Annotated in this window: 18 protein-coding genes; 16 read left to right on the top strand and 2 right to left on the bottom strand. The window is 63.9% G+C overall.

Features of this window, described 5'->3' with window-relative positions; translation table 11 throughout:
* Positions 1-64 precede the first annotated feature (64 nt).
* The 8 genes from NKH67_RS08470 to NKH67_RS08435 are packed head-to-tail and all read left to right on the top strand — an operon-like array spanning position 65 to position 7,599.
* Positions 65-616, top strand: coding sequence for a MaoC family dehydratase (locus NKH67_RS08470; RefSeq protein ID WP_353030552.1), 552 nt, complete (start codon positions 65-67; stop codon positions 614-616).
* 3 nt (positions 617-619) lie between these two features.
* Entirely contained in the window at positions 620-1,780 is a 1,161-nt protein-coding gene (locus NKH67_RS08465; protein ID WP_352472920.1) for a CaiB/BaiF CoA transferase family protein, read from the top strand.
* A gap of 20 nt (positions 1,781-1,800) precedes the next feature.
* A complete protein-coding gene (locus NKH67_RS08460; RefSeq protein ID WP_353030715.1) occupies positions 1,801-2,943 on the top strand; it encodes an extracellular solute-binding protein in 1,143 nt (380 codons plus the stop codon).
* A gap of 21 nt (positions 2,944-2,964) precedes the next feature.
* Positions 2,965-4,152, top strand: coding sequence for an ABC transporter substrate-binding protein (locus NKH67_RS08455; RefSeq protein WP_353030550.1), 1,188 nt, complete (start codon positions 2,965-2,967; stop codon positions 4,150-4,152).
* A gap of 55 nt (positions 4,153-4,207) precedes the next feature.
* Complete coding sequence (locus NKH67_RS08450) at positions 4,208-4,945, top strand: ATP-binding cassette domain-containing protein (protein WP_353030548.1); 738 nt, start codon at positions 4,208-4,210, stop codon at positions 4,943-4,945.
* Positions 4,938-5,681, top strand: coding sequence for an ATP-binding cassette domain-containing protein (locus NKH67_RS08445; protein ID WP_352796163.1), 744 nt, complete (start codon positions 4,938-4,940; stop codon positions 5,679-5,681). The genes NKH67_RS08450 and NKH67_RS08445 overlap by 8 nt, the downstream gene beginning before the upstream one ends.
* Positions 5,678-6,628: an ABC transporter permease gene (locus NKH67_RS08440; protein ID WP_353030546.1), complete on the top strand. Its 951-nt coding sequence runs from the start codon at positions 5,678-5,680 to the stop codon at positions 6,626-6,628. The genes NKH67_RS08445 and NKH67_RS08440 overlap by 4 nt, the downstream gene beginning before the upstream one ends.
* 5 nt (positions 6,629-6,633) lie before the next feature.
* Positions 6,634-7,599, top strand: coding sequence for an ABC transporter permease (locus NKH67_RS08435; RefSeq protein ID WP_352612168.1), 966 nt, complete (start codon positions 6,634-6,636; stop codon positions 7,597-7,599).
* 87 nt (positions 7,600-7,686) lie between these two features.
* Here NKH67_RS08435 and NKH67_RS08430 read toward each other — a convergent pair whose 3' ends face one another.
* Both NKH67_RS08430 and NKH67_RS08425 read right to left on the bottom strand, forming a co-directional pair.
* Positions 7,687-8,523: an amidohydrolase family protein gene (locus NKH67_RS08430; RefSeq protein ID WP_352978670.1), complete on the bottom strand. Its 837-nt coding sequence runs from the start codon at positions 8,521-8,523 to the stop codon at positions 7,687-7,689.
* Between the two features lie 67 nt (positions 8,524-8,590).
* Positions 8,591-9,379: an IclR family transcriptional regulator gene (locus NKH67_RS08425; protein ID WP_352971062.1), complete on the bottom strand. Its 789-nt coding sequence runs from the start codon at positions 9,377-9,379 to the stop codon at positions 8,591-8,593.
* 157 nt (positions 9,380-9,536) lie between these two features.
* On the opposite strand from NKH67_RS08425, the gene NKH67_RS08420 reads away from it, so the two are divergent.
* The 8 genes from NKH67_RS08420 (at position 9,537) to NKH67_RS08385 (ending at position 16,870) form a co-directional block, all read left to right on the top strand.
* A complete protein-coding gene (locus NKH67_RS08420) occupies positions 9,537-10,856 on the top strand; it encodes an ABC transporter substrate-binding protein (RefSeq protein WP_352768372.1) in 1,320 nt (439 codons plus the stop codon).
* Positions 10,857-10,999: 143 nt separating this feature from the next.
* A complete protein-coding gene (locus NKH67_RS08415; RefSeq protein WP_352612160.1) occupies positions 11,000-11,896 on the top strand; it encodes a carbohydrate ABC transporter permease in 897 nt (298 codons plus the stop codon).
* 2 nt (positions 11,897-11,898) lie between these two features.
* Positions 11,899-12,765 carry a carbohydrate ABC transporter permease gene (locus tag NKH67_RS08410; RefSeq protein ID WP_352451567.1) on the top strand — a complete coding sequence of 289 codons (867 nt, stop codon included), beginning with the start codon at positions 11,899-11,901 and terminating at the stop codon, positions 12,763-12,765.
* A gap of 1 nt (position 12,766) precedes the next feature.
* Complete coding sequence (locus NKH67_RS08405) at positions 12,767-13,864, top strand: ABC transporter ATP-binding protein (RefSeq protein WP_353030544.1); 1,098 nt, start codon at positions 12,767-12,769, stop codon at positions 13,862-13,864.
* Between the two features lie 4 nt (positions 13,865-13,868).
* The gene (locus tag NKH67_RS08400) at positions 13,869-14,981 is read left to right on the top strand and encodes a mandelate racemase/muconate lactonizing enzyme family protein (protein ID WP_353030542.1); all 1,113 of its coding nucleotides are present in this window, start codon (positions 13,869-13,871) and stop codon (positions 14,979-14,981) included.
* Positions 14,982-14,990: 9 nt separating this feature from the next.
* Positions 14,991-15,320, top strand: coding sequence for an L-rhamnose mutarotase (locus tag NKH67_RS08395; RefSeq protein WP_023676093.1), 330 nt, complete (start codon positions 14,991-14,993; stop codon positions 15,318-15,320).
* Positions 15,313-16,389: a Gfo/Idh/MocA family protein gene (locus tag NKH67_RS08390; RefSeq protein ID WP_353030540.1), complete on the top strand. Its 1,077-nt coding sequence runs from the start codon at positions 15,313-15,315 to the stop codon at positions 16,387-16,389. The genes NKH67_RS08395 and NKH67_RS08390 overlap by 8 nt, the downstream gene beginning before the upstream one ends.
* 1 nt (position 16,390) lies before the next feature.
* Complete coding sequence (locus NKH67_RS08385; RefSeq protein ID WP_352502203.1) at positions 16,391-16,870, top strand: MaoC/PaaZ C-terminal domain-containing protein; 480 nt, start codon at positions 16,391-16,393, stop codon at positions 16,868-16,870.
* The last annotated feature ends 169 nt before the right edge of the window (positions 16,871-17,039 follow it).

The following is a 17,039-nucleotide window of genomic DNA, read 5'->3' as shown; positions in this document are numbered from 1 at the left end:
TCATGCATTTCGCTGGTCTGCGGCGCGCCCTGATGGACGATTCCCGCTCCCAGAGGAAGTCGTCATGAGCGGTTTCGCGCCAACCGTGGGCGTGGGATCGACACACCCCGCCAACATGCCTAGGGATCACGCCGACCTTCCCGTCTGGAACGCAGAGAACTGGTTCTATGAAGACTGGCCGGTCGGCCAGAAGATCCGCTCGCTGCGCCGGACCATTGCCGAGGGCGACAGCCATCTCTTCAACACGCTGGTGCTCGACATCCATCCATACGTGCAGGACCAGATGTTCGCCGAGACGCAAGGCATTTTCGGCAAGCGGCTGGTGGCAGGGGCCTTCGTGTTCTCGGCCGGGCTCGGTCTCGTCGCCACCAATTGCATCAACGCCTTTTCGTATGGCTACGACAAATTGCGCTTTATCAAGCCGGTGTTCATAGGCGACACGATCTATTCGATCCGCTCCAACCTCGACAAGAAGCCAAAATACAAGGAAATGGGGCTGATCCGCGCCAGCTATGAAGTCTTCAAGGGTGAAGGCGAGCTCGTGCTTTATTGCGAGCACCTGCAGACGGTGAAGTACCGCAATCCGGCCGATTTCGCCGGCAAGACGGAGAAATAGGCAATGGCTGCCATTGCCGAACTGCCGCTGACCGGGCTCATCGTTGTCGATATGAGCCAGTTCTTGTCCGGGCCTTACTGCTCGCTGCGGCTGCTCGACCTCGGCGCTCGCGTCATCAAGATCGAACGGCCGGACGGCGGCGACCTGTCGCGCCGGCTCTATCTCAGCGACACCGAGATCGGCGGCGATTCCACCATTTTCCATGCGATCAACCGCGCCAAGGAAAGCCTTGCCATCGACTTGAAGGACGAGGCCGACCTTGCGGCGCTGCGCGGCCTGCTGGCCAAGGCCGACGTGCTGATCCAGAATTTCAGGCCCGGCGTCATCGAACGCCTGGGCTTCGATTACGAGGCGGTGCGCAAGATCAATCCGCGCCTGGTCTATGCCTCGATCAGTGGCTATGGCGAGGAAGGCCCGTGGGTCAAGCGGCCGGGGCAGGATCTGCTGGCGCAGGCGCGCTCCGGCGTGATGTGGCTGAACGGCGACGAGGACCAGGGGCCGGTGCCCTTCGGCCTGGCGATCGCCGACATGCTGGCAGGTTCCGCCGCCGCGCAAGGCATCCTCGCCGCACTGGTGCGGCGCGGCGTGACCGGCAAGGGCAGCCATGTCGAGACCAGCCTGCTCGAAGCGCTGGTCGACTTCCAGTTCGAGGTGCTGACCACGCACCTCAATGACGGGCGCCGGCTGCCGCGGCGGTCGAGCTTCCGCAGCGCGCACGCCTATCTCTCGGCGCCCTACGGCGTCTATCCGGCCAAGGACGGCTATCTGGCGATCGCCATGACGCCGATCTCGAAACTCGCCGATCTCCTCGGGCTCGAGGAGCTTGCGCCCTATCGCGACCAGCCGTCGACCTGGTTCACCGCCCGCGACGAGATCAAGGCGATCATCGCGCAAAAGATCGCAACGAAGACGGTCGACGAATGGCTTGCCATTCTCGAGCCTGCCGACATCTGGTGCGCCAAGGTTTTGACCTGGCCGGAAATGATGGCCAGCGAAGGCTTTCAGGTCCTCGACATGCTGCAGACGGTGACGCGCGAGGATGACGTTTCGATCCTCACCACGCGCTCGCCGCTCAGGGTAGACGGCATCCGCGCGAAGGTCGAGCGGGCCGCGCCACGCATCGGCGAGCACAGCGCAAAAATCCGCGCGGAGTTCGGGCTGTGAGCGACGTCACGCTCAAAGGCATGACCTGGAGCCATCCGCGCGGCTATGACCCGATGGTCGCCTGTTCGAGACTGTGGAAGCAACAAACTGGCATCGCCGTTGAATGGGACAAGCGCTCGCTGCAGGATTTTGAATCCTTCCCGGTCGAGGAACTGGCCCGTGCCTACGACCTGATCGTCGTCGACCATCCGCATGTCGGCCAGATCACCGCCGAGAATTGCCTGGCGCCGCTCGATGTCGCCGGCCGGCAAGCCGAACGTGCAGCACTTGCGGTGAGCAGTGTCGGCCCGTCCTTTCCGAGCTACAACTGGCAAGGCCGGCAGTGGGCGTTTCCGATCGACGCGGCCAGCCAGGTGCAGGCATGGCGGCCCGACATGCTTTCGGCTGCGCCGGCGAGCTGGGCCGATGCCCTCGATCTGGCCCGGCAAGGCCACGTGCTGTTGCCGCTGAGGCCGCCGCATTCGCTGATGGTGTTCTACACGCTTGCCTGCAATCTCGGCCGGCCCGCCGGTGAAGGCCCTGGCGACCACGTGGATCCGGCAGCGGGCAAGCAGGTCTTCGAGATGATGCGCGAGATCGCAGCCCTCGTCGACCCGGCCTGTCTTGGCATGGATCCGATCGCGGTTCTGGAGCAAATGGCCGGATCCGGCTCGCGGATCGCCTGCGCGCCGCTGATCTATGGCTATGTCTCCTATGCCATCGCCGGGTTTCGACCCAACCGCCTGGCTTTCGCGGATATCCCGGCCGCTGGCAATGCCGGCCCCAAAGGCTCGGCGCTCGGCGGGACCGGCATCGCCGTGTCGGCCTTCTCGAAGGCCGGACAGGAAGCAATCGACTTCGCCTACTGGATCGCCAGCGGTGACGTGCAGCGCGGCCCTTACGCCTCGGCCGGCGGCCAGCCCGGCCATGCGGCAGCCTGGGCGGATGCCGCCGTCAACGCCGCCGCCGGCAATTTCTACAAGGACACGCGGACTACGCTCGAAGGTGCCTGGGTGAGGCCGCGGCACGACGGCTACATGGCGTTCCAGCAGGCGGCGTCCGATCGCATCAATCTCGGCCTGAGCGAAAGGCAGAATGCCGCTCGCGTCGTTGCCGATCTCAATCGCCTGTTTCGGGAGAGCCTTTCGACGCAGGTGTCCGGCGTTGCCGGCGGAGGAGCCTGAAACAACCGAACGGAGGAGAACATGAACAGCCTGATCCGCGGCCTTATGGCCGCAACCGCACTTGCATCGGTCACGACCATAGCCTGCGCTCAAGACGTTTCGGGCGTGATTGCTGGATTGCCGACCGAACTGAAGGCACAATATGACGGCGCGCCGCAAAAGGTGCTGCCGTCGGCCTGGGATAATTTCACGCCGCCGTCAAAGCCGTGGAAATGGTGCCACTCCGAGTCCTACCAGGGCAATCCGTGGCGCGTCACCGTGACCAAGGAGTTGAAGCGGCTGGTCGACGGCCTGATCGCCGACGGCACCGTGGCGAGCTTCGAGGTGTCGGATTCCAACAACGACGCCAGTCAGCAGATCAACCAGATCCGCGCCTTCATCGACAAGAAATGCTCGATCATCACCTCGATCCCCGGCTCGGCGACGGCGCTGGACGATGCCATCGATGCCGCAGCCAAAGCCGGCATCCCCTTCATCACGGCAGCTGGGTCGGTGACCAGCCCGAATGCGATCAATGTCGATTCCAACTATGCGCGCTGGGGCTACGACATGATGACCGCGATCGGCAAAGCAATGCCGGACGGCGGCAGCGTGCTTCTGGTCGAAGGCATTGCCGGTCACCCGATCGTCGTGCAGGAGCGCCAGGGCGCCGACAAGGCGCTGGCCGAAAATTCAAAGCTCAAGGTCTCGCGCAGCGTCAACGGTAACTGGACGGCCAACGTCACCAAGACGGCGGTGCTGCAGGCGATCGCCACCAATCCGGCGCCGATCGATACGGTGTGGACGACGGGCAGCGAAAGCCGCGTCGTCGCCGAGGCCTTTGCCGAGGCCGGCCGCCCTGCCCCGCTGATCACCGGCTCGATCACCGGCGATGCGCTCGGCTACTGGAAGGCCAATCCCGACAAATACCGCTTCGAAGGCCATGCGGTTCTGCCGCACTGGACGGCCGAGACGCTGTTTCGTGTCGGCGTGCGCATGCTCGACGGACAGAAGGCGAAGCTCAACACGCTGCTGATCCCGATTCCGCCGGTGCACAATGCCGACCTCGGCGCCTGGTACAAGGACTGCATGACGCCGGACGCCGTCTCGATCTTCCCGGTCCCGCCGAAGGATCCGATGCCGGAGGAATGGCTCGATGCCTACTTCGCCAATCCGGCACCCACCAAGGGCTGGGATTATTCGAAGGTGCCGGACGCCTGCGCCAAGTAGGATACGAAGGCCGGCTCCGCACGGGCGGTGCCGGCTTTCTCCATCAGGATTGCTCATGCTGGAAGTCCAGGCCATCTCGAAACGCTACGGCGAAACGATTGCGCTGGCCAATGCCTCAATCGCATTCCGCGCCGGCACGATCCACACCATCCTGGGCGAGAATGGTTCGGGCAAGAGCACGCTGGTCAAGCTGCTGTCGGGGATCGTCCAGCCGGACAGCGGCGCGATCCTGCTCGACGGAGCGCCCTTTACCGGCCTCTCGCCGGCGGCGTTCCAGGGCGCCGGGTTCGCCACCGTGTTCCAGGAAGTGCTGATCGCGCCTGACCGTTCGGTGACGGACAACATCCTGCTCGGCCTCGACGGCTTGCTGACGCGCACCGTGCCGCGTGCCGAGCGGCGGCAACACGCGCAAGCGGTGCTGAAGCGCTTCGCGGTGACCGAGATCCCGCTCGACCAGTTGGCCGGGCAATTGCCGCTTGCGGTTCAGCAATTGGTAGTGCTCGCCCGCGCCGTGGTGCGCAGCCCGCGCATTCTCATCCTTGACGAGGTTACGGCGGCGCTCGACTTTGCCGATCGCGAGGCGGTCTTCGCCATGATGCGGAAGCTTGCCTCCGAAGGCTGCCTGATCCTGTTCATCACCCATCGCATGGACGAGGTGATGTCGCTTTCGGACCGGATTTCCGTGCTGCGCGGCGGCAGCGTGGTGACGACTGAGGAACGCGGCACGTCCTCCGCATCCGAACTTCTCAGAGCGATGGCGCCACGCACGGCGGCGGAGCTGGCGCATGGCTGATCGCGCCAGCCTTTCGGTGCGCGGCCTGGTGATCGCGCCGGGGGCAAGCCCCATGACGCAAACCATCGCGCCTGGCGAGATCGTCGGCCTTGCCGGCCTCGACGGCCACGGACAGGAGCGGTTCCTGAAAGTGCTGGCCGGCCTGGAACGCCCGGCCGGCGGCGAGGTGACCGTCGAGGCGCCAACCGGAGCGCGCGCGATCACCAATTTCCGCAAGGCGGTCGCCGGCGGCATCGCCTATTTGCCGCGCGACCGGCGCACCACCGGCATTTTTCCGACCCAATCGGTGCTCGACAATTTTGCCGTCTCGACGCTGTCGCGCGATATGCGTTTCGGCCTGCTCAGCTTCGCCGCGCGGCGGCAGCGCTATGAACGCTACCGGGACAGACTGTCGATCATCGCGCCACGGCCGGACGCCCCGATCACCACGCTTTCCGGCGGCAATCAGCAGAAGGTGCTGCTGGCCCGCGCATTGGCGCTGGAACCGGCGATCCTGCTCCTCAACGATCCGACGCGCGGTGTCGACGTGGCGACGCGCCATGTCCTCTACGATGTGTTTCGTCGACTGGCGGCGGACGGCATGGCTCTGGTCATCCTGTCGAGCGAGATCGAGGAGATCCTCCTGCTTTGCCATCGCGTGCTGGTGTTCCGCGAACAGCAGGTGGCGGCTGAAATCACCGGAGACGAGATGAAAAGCGATACGGTGATCGCCGCCATGTTCGGGCGCGCGGCATGAGCGGGTTGCGGCGCATGGCGGCGCGATGGCGCGGCGCCGGCTTTGCGGCAGTGCTGTTGGTGATCCTGATCGCGGTCAATCTGCTGCTCAATCCGGCGCGCTTCCATCCTGCCGCCTGGGGCGCGCTGATCGGGCTCGCCGCGCCGCTGATCGGCGCAGCGCTCGCCTCGGCTCCAGTGATCCTCGCCGGGCGCGGCGGCATCGACATTTCCGTCGGGCCATTGATGGGCTTCGTCAATGCGATGGTGATCCAGGTGCTGTTCCTCAGGCTTGGCATATCTTCGCCGCTGGTCATCGTGCCGGCGGCGCTTCTGATCGGCGCGATCGTCGGCGCTGCCAACGGCTTTCTGGCGACCATCGTCCGCATCCAGCCGATCGTTGCGACGCTCGGCACCTATCTGATCCTCACCGGCATGACGCTGACCGTCCTGCCGGCGCCGATCGGGCCGGCGCCGGGCTGGCTCAAGGCAATGGCCGGACCCTGGTCGGCACTGCCGCTGGCGCTGATCTTGCGGTTCTGGTGGCTGGTGCGACAGACGCCTTATTACGACCAGCTGATGGCGGTGGGCAGCGACGACCGCGCCGCCTACACGGCCGGCATTCCGGTGACGAAAGTACGTTTCATAGCCTATGTCATGACCGGCATACTTGCCGCCTGTGCCGGCCTCATGCTGACCGCCCTGATCGGTTCGGCCGACCCTAATATCGGGCCGACCTACACGCTGATCGCGATTGCCGCGGTGGCGCTCGGCGGCGTCAGCCTTGCCGGCGGGCGCGGCGGGCTCGCCGGCGCCGCCATCGGCGCTGTCGACATCTTCCTGCTGCAGAGCGTGCTGACCGCGTTCAACGTCTCCACCTATGTGCTGCAGATCGCCTATGGCACGATCCTGGTTGTGGCCGTCATCATGACGGCGCTGCAGGAGCGGCTCTCGGGACGGAAAGGCTGAGAAGCATGAGCCGGAACTGGTTCCAGTCCACCAATGCCCGCGTCGCCGGTGCCTTTGCCGTCGCTGTCGCCTTGCATCTCCTTGGCACCTTGCTCATCCCGGGCTACTCCCAGCCGTTCGCCGTCCGGGCGCTGCTGGTGATCGCCTCGCTGCTGGCGGTGGCATCGATCGGCCAGACCCTCGTCGTAATCCTGGGCGGTATCGATCTGTCGATCCCCTTCATCATCGGCTTTGCCAATGTCGTTGCCGCACAGCTCTACGGCGTCGGCTGGAATTTTGCCCTTGTCTGCGCAGTCGTCGTCGCGCTCGCCATACTGATCGGGGCGCTGAACGGCCTGATCTCGCGCGGGCTCGACATCCACCCGCTGATCGTCACGCTCGGCATCGGCATGATCGTGCAAGGTGCCGTCCTGTTGTGGACCGGCGGCTTTCCATCCGGATCGGCGCCTGCCGCGGTTTCCGCCTTCGTTTCGATCGGCGGTTCGGTCGGACCGCTGCCGGTGCCGGGGCTGGTGCCATGCGTACTGGTGTTGACCTTGCTGGTGGCGCTGGTGCTGGCGCGCACGCCATACGGCCGCCGTCTCTACGCCCTAGGCAGCAATCCAGGTGCTGCGCCGCTGGCGCTGATCGATCCGGTCCGCATGTGGACCGTGACCTATGCCGCGAGCGCCTTCTTCGCCGCCGCGGCCGGCGTGCTGCTGCTCGGCTTCACCGGCTCTGCCTATGGCGATGTCGGCCAGCCCTATCTGTTCCAGACGATCGCGGCAGTGGTGGTCGGCGGCGCCGCCCTTGTCGGCGGCCGCGGCAGCTATTTCGGCACCATTGCCGGCGTGCTGGTGCTGACGGAGATCAACACGCTGCTGATCGGCCTCGGCTTCCGGCCCTCGACGGTGCAGGCGGCACTTGGCCTGGTCATCGTGCTCCTGGTTTCGCTCTACGGTCGCGAGCGGCACGTGTCGGCGACGATCTGAGGCTACCTTATTCGTTTTAGCCGCATATGCATTCGTTTTAGCCGCATATGCGCGACGCCAAGTGATCCCACTTGGCTGCAAAATGCTCTACAAGCTCCACAGCCGCTTGGCGTTGCCGGAGAGCAGCTTTTGCCGCTCATCGATGCTTGCACCGGCGAGCAGCGCGTGCGTTGCCGCCACCCAGGTCGCAAGCCCGCCGCCAAGCGTGCAGACCGGCCAGTCGCTGCCCCACACAACGCGGTCCCAGCCGAAGCATTCGATGGTGTGCTCGACATAGGAACGCAGCGTTTCGACAGTCCAGGATCCGGCATCCGCATAGGCGACCACACCGGAAATTTTGCCGACGACGTTCGGACGTCGCGCGATCTCCGCCATGTGCTCGCGCCAGGGGTGCTCGGCACCACCCTTGATGTCGGGCACGCCGCAATGGTCGAGCACGAACTGCACGTCCGGCGCGAGGTCGGTGAGTGCAATCGCCTTGGGGATCTGGTGCGGCAGAACGACAAGGTCGAAGGTCAGGCCGCTGCCGGCAAGCCGCTTGATGTTTTCACGAAACAGCGCGCCCTCCGAAAGCTCGTCCGGCATGACGTGCAGCACGCGGCGAAAGCCCTTGACGAAAGGATCGGCGCGCTGGCGCTCGAGATAGGCGGCAAAGCCGGGCTCTTCCGGACGGCAGGAGGCAATTGCCCCCCGCAGCAAGCTGGCCTTTTCCCGCGACAGCGCTTTGACACGGCTGGTTTCAGCCTCGATGTCGGCAGGATCGACATCGACCTCCATATGCAATGCGCCGTCGATGCCGGCACGGCGGGCCTGGACTGCATATTCGACGTAGGAGAAATCGCGGTTGAGCGCCGGCACGCCGGCCAGCCAGGGATAGCGCAGCGCGGACTGGTCGATCAGGTGCAGATGGGTGTCGAAGATCATGGTGGCGCGCTCCTCCTTGGCGACTTCGAGATCATCTCACGGAGAAATTCTTCATTCAAATAAGAATTCATCGCGATTGCTTGACGGTCGATCCCGCCAGTTGCGACAGCTTTTCGGTCGCTGCCAGCAGCAGCTCAATCGTCCTCGTAATGTCGGGCGCCTTGGGTGCGTTGACCAGGGTTATGTAGGGGATCGACAGCGCGGCGATCGCCCTGCCGTCCGAACCAAGAACCGGTGTCGACAGGTTGAAGACACCGGCGGTCTGCATCGATGCCATCATCTCGTAGCCGCGTTCCCGGATCTGGTCGAGGCGGGCAAAGAACTCCGGCGATTGCGGTGGCTTGTCGGTGCTGCGCAGATGTTCTGAGATCATCATCTGCCGCTCTTCCGGCTGGCGGAACGCCAGCAACACATGGCCGGAGCCGGTGTCGAACAGGCTGATATGCGAGCCGACGCGGATCGAGATGCCCCAGTAATCAGGCGCCTCCTGCTGTGCGATCACCACCGCGGAACCGCGGTCGAAGACAACCAACTGATTTGCCTGCTGTGTGGTTTCGGCCAGTTCGCGCATCAGCGGCGTCGCATAGGAAACCAGCCGGCGCACCGGCGCGTGCAGCTGCGCGAGGCCAAACAGCTTGAGTGTCAGCGAATAACGGTCGCCATCCGGCCGCGTGACGTAGCCGCGCCGCACCAGCCGGTCCAGCATGCGGTAGAACTCGTTCGGGCTGCGGTCGAGCTTCTTGGCAATTTCCGCCTGCGTCAGGCCGCCGTCGACGCCGGCCAGCAGCTCGAGAATGTCGAGCCCCTTGTCCAGCGCCGGGGCTCGATAGCGGTCGTCTTCCTCGTCCTCTGCCATTGGGCTTCTCCAGTGAATTTCATATTTCATATACGCATAACGGTTGCTTCCGGAAGAACTTTCGGCTTGACGATCTTATAAATATTTTGTTTGTATATGAATGAACCTGCCGATCGACCTCACTACGCGATCGACGCAGACTCTTGGGAGGATACCAATGACGAAACTGTTTTGCGGCCTGTCGGCCGGCGTAACGCTGCTCGCACTTGGTGCGAGTGCTGCCCTTGCTGCCGACCTGCCCGGTAAATTCGACGGCGTCACCATCGACGCCAAGCTGATCGGCGGCCAGCAATATGAAGGGCTGTACGCGCGCATCGGCGAATGGGAAAAACTGACCGGCGCCAAGGTCAACGTGATCTCGAAGAAAAACCACTTCGAGCTCGACAAGGAGATCAAGTCGGACATCGCCTCCGGCAGCATCAACTGGTGCGTCGGGTCGAACCACTCGTCCTTCGCGCCGCAATATCCTGATATCTACACCGATCTCAACAAGCTGCTGCCGAAGGAGGAGATCGACGCCTTCGTGCCGTCGACGATCAAGGCCTCCACGCTCGAGGGCAAGCTGGTCATGCTGCCTCGCGCGCAGTTCGACGTCTCGGCGCTCTACTACCAGAAGAGCCTCTACCAGGACGAAGCCAAGAAGGCCGCCTACAAGGCCAAGTACGGCAAGGATCTGACACCGCCCGACACCTGGGACGAGGTCGCCCAGCAGGCGGAATTCTTCGCCAGCCCGCCCGATTTCTACGGCACCCAGTTCGCCGGCAAGGAAGAGGCGATCAACGGCCGCTTTTACGAGATGCTCATCGCCGACGGCGGCGAATACCTCGACAAGGACGGCAAGCCGGCCTTCAACTCGGAAGCCGGCGTGCACGCGCTCGACTGGTTCGTCAATCTCTACAAGGCTAAGGCGGTGCCGGCCGGCACCACCAACTATCTGTGGGACGATCTCGGCCAGGGCTTTGCCTCGGGCACCGTCGCCATCAACCTCGACTGGCCGGGCTGGGCAGGCTTCTTCAACGATCCGAAGTCGTCGAAGGTCGCCGGCAATGTCGGCGTGAAGGTGGCGCCGAAGGGATCGGCCGGCATTCGCACCGGCTGGTCGGGGCACCACGGATTTTCGGTCACCGAAAACTGCGCCAGCAAGGAAGCCGCGGCGTCGCTGGTCTGGTTCCTGACCAATGAGGACAGCCAGAAGCTCGAGGCGGCAAGCGGCCCACTGCCGACCCGCACGGCGGTGTGGGACTGGGACATCCAGCAGGCGGCCAGCGATCCTTACAAGAAGGAAGTGCTGGCGGCTTTCCAGGAAGAGGCAAAGCACGCTTTTGCCGTGCCGCAGACACCTGAATGGATCGAAATCTCCAACGCCGTCTATCCCGAATTGCAGGCCGCCATCCTTGGCGACAAGACCTCCAAGCAGGCGCTGGACGACGCTGCCGCCAAGGCCACGCAAATCCTCGAGGACGCCGGCAAGCTTTGACCATTCTCCCAAGGGGGCGCCGCGCTCATCGAAGAGCGGCGCCCCCCGAACTTTTTACGACCCATGCGCAACACGCTTTGTCTTGATCCCGGCGCGCCGATGGCGGCCTTCGGTGTCCGGGCACCAACCAGAACCGGATCGCCATGAAAGGCTGGAGACCTTCGCCGCCATTGCTGCTCCTGCTGCCGGCGGTGATCGTTCTGGCGGCGGTGGTGGTGGTGCCGCTGCTGCTTTCGCTCTATTCCAGCTTCACGCCGTTCCGGCTGACCAGGCCGGAGACGTTCTGGGTCTTCATCGGCGCGCGCAACTACGTCGCCATCCTGACCAGCCGCGCTTTCTGGGTCGCCTTTGCCCGCACCGTGGTGCTGCTGACGGTGGCGCTCAACCTGGAAATGCTGATCGGGCTCGGGCTGGCGCTGCTGGTGGAGAAAGCGTCGCGCGGCCAGCGGATCCTGCGCACCATCATGATGTTTCCGATGATGTTTTCGCCGATCCTCGTCGGCTTCCAGTTCAAATTCATGTTCAACGACAATATCGGCCTGGTGAACAACGCCCTGCAGGGGCTCGGCCTGACAGATCGCGCCATCCCGTGGCTGATCGACGGCAATCTCGCCTTCATCGCCATCCTGATCGCCGAGATCTGGTCGTCGACCTCGGTGTTCGCGATCCTGATCCTGGCCGGGCTGCTGGCGATGCCGCGCGAACCGGTCGAGGCGGCCCGCGTCGACGGCTGCACGCCGTGGCAGACATTCCGCTATGTCACCTGGCCGTTCATCATGCCGTTTGCTTTCATTGCCATGACCATCCGCTCACTCGACGTGGCGCGCGCCTACGACATCGTCAAGATCATGACCGACGGCGGCCCCGCCGGCCGCACTGAACTGGTCTGGACACTGGTCGCCCGCACCGCCTATGGCGACGCCAGGATGGGCCTGGCCAATGCCATGGCCTATTTCTCGATCCTGCTGTCGATCCTGTTCACCGTCTATTTCTACCGCAAGCTCGCCGCGGCGCGCACGCAGATCGCGGCGGAGTGGTGAGGATGGACCAGAACAGCCTGCATCGCGTCGGCAACAAAGCGCTCGGCATCGTTCACGGCATCGGACTGTTCCTGGCCATGCTGGTCATCTGCCTGCCCGGCATCTGGATCGTGCTGTCGTCGCTGCGGCCGACCGTCGAAATCATGGCCAAGCCGCCGGTGTGGATCCCGCAGCAACTCTCGCTCGACGCCTACATCGCCATGTTCAGCGGCGTCGGCCAGGGCGGCATTCCGGTGCTCGACTACTTCCGCAATTCGCTGATCATCTCGGTGACCTCGACGGTGATCGCCATCGTCATCGGCATGGCCGGCGGCTACGCCTTTGCGCGCTACCGCTTTCGCGCCAAGTCGGCGATGTTCCTCGGCCTGATGCTGACGCGCACGGTGCCCGGCATCGCGCTGTCGCTGCCGCTGTTCTTCGTCTTTGCGCGGCTCGGCATCATCGACACGCATTTCGGGCTGATCCTGGTCTATGTCGCGCTCAACGTGCCGTTCACCGTCTGGCTGATCGACGGCTTTTTCCGCCAGGTGCCGAAAGACCTCGCCGAAGCCGCGCAGATCGACGGCTGCACGCGCTGGCAGGCCTTCTGGCAGGTCGAGTTTCCGTTGGCCGGGCCCGGCATCGCCTCGGCCGGCATCTTTGCCTTCCTCACCTCCTGGAACGAGTTCGCGCTCGCCTCGCAGCTGACGCGCTCGATCAATTCCAAGACCCTGCCGGTCGGCCTGCTCGACTATACGGCCGAATTCACCATCGACTGGCGCGGCATGTGCGCGCTCGCCGTGGTCATGGTCATACCGGCGCTCACGCTTACCTTCATCGTCCAGAAACATCTCGTCGGCGGCCTCACTTCCGGCGCGGTGAAAGGCTGACATGGCAACCGTATCGCTCAAGAACCTCACCAAAAGCTACGGCCCGGTGGCGGTGGTGCACGGCATCGATCTCGAGGTCGCCGACCGCGAATTCATCGCGCTGGTCGGGCCGTCCGGCTGCGGCAAGTCGACAACCCTGCGCATGATCGCCGGCCTCGAGGCGATCAGCGACGGGATCATCGAGATCGGCGGCCGCATGGTCAACGATCTGCCGCCGCGCTCGCGCAACATCTCGATGGTGTTCCAGTCCTACGCGCTCTACCCGCATATGACCGTGCGCGAAAACCTCGGCTTCTCGCTCAAGATAGCCGGCGCCGCGAAAGAAGAAATGGACCGTCGCGTCGCCGAAGCGTCCGGCATTCTCGGCCTCGACCAATTGCTCGACCGCCGGCCGTCGCAGCTGTCGGGCGGACAGCGCCAGCGCGTCGCGATGGGCCGCGCCATCGTGCGCGATCCCGACGTCTTCCTGTTCGACGAGCCGCTTTCCAATCTCGACGCCAAGCTTCGGACGCAGATGCGCACCGAGATCAAGAAGCTGCATGCCAAGGTCAAGTCGACAGTGATCTACGTCACCCATGACCAGGTCGAAGCGATGACATTGGCGGACCGTATCGTCATCATGCGTGACGGTTTCATCGAGCAGGTCGGCACACCCGACGAGGTCTTCCGCCGGCCGCAGACACGCTTCGTCGCGGGCTTCATCGGCTCGCCGCCGATGAATCTGCATGAGGCGGTTGTCGACGACGGACAGCTGCTGTTCGCCAGCGGCGAGAGGCTGCCTTTGCCCAGCCAGTTCAAGGCCAATATCGAGGCCGGCGACAAGGTCGTGTTCGGCCTCAGGCCCGACGACATCTATCCGACCGGGCATGGCATCAGCTCCGGCGAAGATGTCGACGTCCACCAGCTGGAACTACCGGTGACCGTCACCGAGCCGCTCGGCAACGAGACGCTGGTGTTCGCCGAATTCAACGGCAGCGACTGGGTATCGCGGATGCTCAACCTAAAGCCGCTGAAAGCCGGCGACCGGGTCAAGATGAGCCTGGACCTGTCGCAGGCCCATCTGTTTTCTGCTGAAACGGGCAAGACATTGCGAGGTTAAAACCATGGCAAAGATCGAGAAAATCGAACTGCGGATGGTCGACCTGGTGCCGAAGGTCAAGCGCACCGATGCCATCCAGAGTTTTGTCAGCCAGGAAACACCGATCGTCACCATCACCGACGCCGACGGCGCGGTCGGCACCGGCTACAGCTATACGATCGGCACGGGCGGCTCCTCGGTGATGCGGCTGCTGGCCGACCACCTTGCGCCGCGGCTGATCGGCCGCGACGCCGACATGATCGAGGCGATCTGGCACGAGCTGGAGTTCGCCACCCATGCCACGACGATCGGCGCGATCACGGCAATCGCGCTGGCGGCCATCGACACTGCGCTTTGGGACCTGCGGGCCAGGAAACAGAGGCTGCCGCTGTGGCAGCTGGCCGGCGGCGCCAAGGACCGCTGCCCGCTCTACACGACCGAAGGCGGTTGGCTGCATATCGAAACCGAGGCGCTGGTCGCGGATGCGCTGGCCGCCAAGGCCAAGGGGTTTCGCGGCTCGAAGGTCAAGATCGGCAAGCCGCACGGCTCCGAGGATCTTGCCCGGCTGACGGCGGTGCGCCGGGCGGTTGGAGACTCCTACGAGATCATGACCGACTGCAACCAGGGCTTTTCGGTCGACGAGGCGATCCGCCGGGCCGAGCGCTTGCGTGAACTCGATCTCGCCTGGATCGAGGAACCGTTGCCGGCCGACGACATAGACGGCCATATCCGCCTGTCGAATGCGACGTCGACGCCGATCGCCGTCGGCGAGTCGCTCTACTCGATCCGGCATTTCCGCGAATATATGCAGAAGGGCGCGTGCTCGATCGTGCAGGTCGATGTCGGCCGCATCGGCGGCATCACGCCGTGGCTGAAGGTGGCGCATGCAGCCGAGGCGTTCGACATACCGGTCTGCCCGCATTTCCTGATGGAACTGCATGTTAGCCTGACATGCGCCGTTCAGAACGGCAGATATGTCGAGTATATTCCCCAGCTCGACGAGCTGACCGGCAAGAAATTGCGTATCGAGGACGGGCACGCATTGGCGCCGGACGAGCCCGGCATCGGCATCGACTGGGACTGGGATGCGATCAAGGCGAAGAGCATCGCGGAATTCACCATGGCGATAGTGAAGTAGGAGGCGGACATGCAGCGAATGGGAATGGTGCTCGGCCTCAAGCCGGAGAAAGTCGCCGAGTATGTGCGGCTTCACGCTGCCGTGTGGCCGGACGTCCTCAAGATGATTTCCGCCTGCAACATCAAGAATTATTCGATTTATCTGAGGGAGCCGGAGCACCTTTTGTTCAGCACCTTCGAGTACCACGGCACCGACTATGCCGCCGACATGGCGAAGATGGCCGCCGATCCCACGACGCAGGAATGGTGGGCGCTCTGCATGCCGTGCCAGGAGCCGCTGCCGACCCGCAAGGAGGGCGAGTGGTGGGCGTCGATGGACGAAGTCTTCCATTATGACTGATGACATTTTCGATCCTGCCTCGCTTTCCCAGGCCTGGGCACTGCCGTCAAAACCCCGGCCGATCGTGATTTTCGGCGCCGGCTCGATCGTCGGTGATGCGCATTTCCCGGCCTATGGGAAAGCCGGCTTCCCGGTTGCCGGGCTGTTCGACCCCGACCTGGCCAAGGCGGAAAAACTGGCGCAGAGATGGGGTGTCACCGCTTACCGGTCGGTCGAGGAAGCTGCGTCAATCAAGGACGCCGTCTTCGATCTGGCGACGCCGCCGGCTCATCATGCCGGCGTGCTCAGGGCGTTGCCCGATGGTGCGGTGGCGCTGATCCAGAAGCCGATGGGCAGCAATCTCACCGAGGCGACCGAGATCCTCGAAATCTGCCGCGCCAAAGATCTGAAAGCGGCGGTGAATTTCCAGCTGCGCTTCGCGCCGATGATGCTGGCGCTCAGGGATGCGATCGCCAAGGGCTGGCTGGGCGAAGTGGTCGATTTCGACGCATGGCTTGCGCTGGCGACACCCTGGCAGCTCTGGGAATTCCTGTTGCGGGCGCCGCGCGTCGAGATCGCCATGCATTCGATCCATTATCTCGACCTGATCCGGCAATTGCTCGGCGACCCCAAGGGGGTTCACGCCAAGACACTCGGCCATCCCGGCCACAAGGTTGCGCAAACGCGCACCAGCGCGATCCTCGACTATGGCGACACGGTGCGCTGTGCACTGTCGATCAACCACGATCACAAATTCGGTCGAAAACACCAGGCCTGCGAATTCCGCATCTGCGGCACCGAAGGCGCCGCTTACCTCAAACTGGGCGTCAACCTCGACTATCCGCGCGGCGAGCCGGACATTCTCGAAATCTACCCCAAAGGCGGCACGGACTGGATTGCGGTTCCACTCGTCGGCGCATGGTTTCCGGACGCCTTTGCCGGCCGCATGGCCAATGTCCAGCGCTACGCGTCGGGCGAGGACGCCGAGCTTGTCAGTTCCGTCGAGGACGGCTGGAACACCATGGCGCTGGTCGAAGCCGCCTACCGATCGAGCGCGGCGCCGGCAACACCGATAGCGGCGAGGCCCTGACATGGAGCAGACAGTCTATTTCGAGGACTACCGGATCGGCTCGTCGCGCATGACCAGCGGGCGCACCATCACCGAGACCGACTTCGTCGTCCATGCCGGCCATACCGGTGATTTCTTTCCCCACCACATGGACGCCGAGTTCATGAAGACGACGCCGTTCGGGCAGCGCATCGCCCACGGCACGCTGGTGTTTTCGGTCGGCGTCGGGCTGACGGCCAGCGTCGTCAACCCGGTTGCCTTCTCCTATGGCTACGACCGGCTGCGCTTCATCAAGCCGGTGTTCATCGGCGATACGATCAGGACCCGCACCACCATCTCGGCTAGGGAAGACGACCCGAAGCGACCCGATTCAGGCCGGGTCGTCGAGCGCTGCGAGGTGATCAACCAGCATGGCGACGTGGTGCTGGTCGCCGATCACATCTACATCGTCGAGCGTCGCGACAAGCCGAGCAGAGCCTCGACAGATGACGCTGAAACCTAAAGACAAAAAACCGCCTTGCGGCGGGTCCTCGGTGAATCTTCACCATACGCAAATTAGTAGCATAGCTGCCGGCACAAAGCAAGAACAAAATGTGGCAAACCGGATAAATCGCGACAGGTTGCGCTGCCCCTTATCGCCCTGCGAACCCCGACTTGCAGGACTTGGGTTC

Origin of the sequence: Mesorhizobium sp. M0968, assembly GCF_040319065.1 — a bacterium.
In the GTDB taxonomy this organism is placed as follows: domain Bacteria; phylum Pseudomonadota; class Alphaproteobacteria; order Rhizobiales; family Rhizobiaceae; genus Mesorhizobium.
The sequence above is the reverse complement of the archived record's forward strand: the minus strand, read 5'-3'. Positions and strand labels throughout refer to the sequence as shown.